2 protein-coding genes are annotated in these 1,605 nt (G+C 43.6%); both read left to right on the top strand.

What is annotated here, in order from left to right; translation table 11 throughout:
* Positions 1-6 precede the first annotated feature (6 nt).
* On the top strand, positions 7-96 hold the full coding sequence (locus tag H9L42_RS17395) for an IS66 family transposase (protein WP_417891435.1): 90 nt from the start codon (positions 7-9) through the stop codon (positions 94-96).
* Positions 97-144: 48 nt separating this feature from the next.
* On the top strand, positions 145-1,497 hold the full coding sequence (gene tnpC / locus H9L42_RS16650) for an IS66 family transposase (RefSeq protein ID WP_187304517.1): 1,353 nt from the start codon (positions 145-147) through the stop codon (positions 1,495-1,497).
* Positions 1,498-1,605: the final 108 nt, after the last annotated feature.

Genomic DNA, 1,605 nt, shown 5'->3' with positions numbered 1-1,605 from the left:
GAGCAGATCGCTCTTATGAATACCAGAACTTTCGGTAAAAAGAGTGAGAAACTCCAGATAGACGAAGACCAGCTTAGCTTCTTTTCTGAGATATGAAACGAGGCAGAAAGTCTGATTGATGGACAGTTATCCATAGAACCTTCTATGGACGAAGTGGTAGTTCCTGCACACAAAAGACGCAAGCGTAAAGGAAAACTCGATGAAGACCTGATGGATTTCGATACCAAAATCATCGAACACACACTTTCGGAAGACGCACTGGCGGAACACTTCCCGCAAGGATACAAAAGACTTCCTGACGAGGTGTACAAAAATCTGGAACGGATTCCTGCGGTATTCGAAGTACACGAACACCATATCGCAGTCTACAAAGGCAAGAATGGAAAAATCGTAAAGGCTGAGCATCCAAAAGAAATGCTGAACGGAAGTATCGCTACACCATCTATTGTATCGGCAGTAATCCATGGCAAATACACTAACGCAGTTCCTTTGTACAGACAGGAACAGGAATTCGCCAGAAATGATGTGAATATTTCAAGGCAGACAATGGCGAACTGGGTGATCACAAGTGCTGAACGGTATATTTCACTGGTGTATGACCGCATGAAAGAAGAACTCTTAAAAAGTCCGGTTATCCATGCAGATGAAACACCGGTTATGGTCACTAAAGATGGACGTGAAGGTATGCACAAGAATTACATGTGGGTGTACAGAAGCGGGTCTATGTGCAAAACAAATCAGTTAGTCCTCTATGATTATCAGAAGAGCCGGAAAGCTGATGCACCACAAGAATTTCTTTCCGATTTTGACGGCAAGCTGGTATGTGATGGATATCAGGTCTATCATACTCTCGAAAACCGTGAAGATACTAATTTCAAAGTTGCCGGCTGCTGGGCACATGCAAGAAGACCATTTGCACAAGTTTACAGGAGTCTTGGCGAAGAAAAAGCTGCCGGGACAGTTGCTGCGGAAGCATTCGTCCAGATTCAGAATATCTATCATACAGATAACCGGCTTTTGAAACTGCCGCCATCCGAGCGGAAGAAACGAAGAAAGACTTTGGTGAAGCCTTTAGTCGATACTTTCTTTGAATGGTGCAGAAACAGTATCGATCGAGTGCCACCTTCATCTGAAACAGCAGATGGTATCAAATACTGCATCAATCAGGAAAAATACCTGAGGGTATTCCTTGATGATCCGCAGATACCGCTTGATAACAACCTGGCCGAACAGTCAATCAGGCCGTTTTGTGTTGGAAAGAAAAACTGGAAGCTGATCGATACAGTTCATGGAGCCAAGGCCAGTGCTATCCTGTACAGCATAGTAGAAACTGCTAAAGCAAACGACCTGAATATCTACAATTACTTCAAACACCTGCTTACAGAGATTCCAAAGCACATGGATGATACAGATCTCAATTTCCTCAACTCACTACTGCCGTGGTCAAAGCAGCTGCCTGCAGAATGCAGAAAAAAGAAGAAAACTAAATCCAAGTAATATCAACGCTGCCAAGTCATGAACCTGGCGGCGATTGTCATCTTTAGATGGCTCACATTCAAGTGAGCATTTTTTATGTTTTCATGGCACGGGCTATTTACCGTTTAC

The organism is Zhenpiania hominis (assembly GCF_014333425.1).
GTDB classification, from domain to species: Bacteria; Bacillota; Clostridia; order Peptostreptococcales; family Anaerovoracaceae; genus Hominibacterium; species Hominibacterium hominis.
This window is presented reverse-complemented; position numbering and strand designations above follow the sequence as displayed.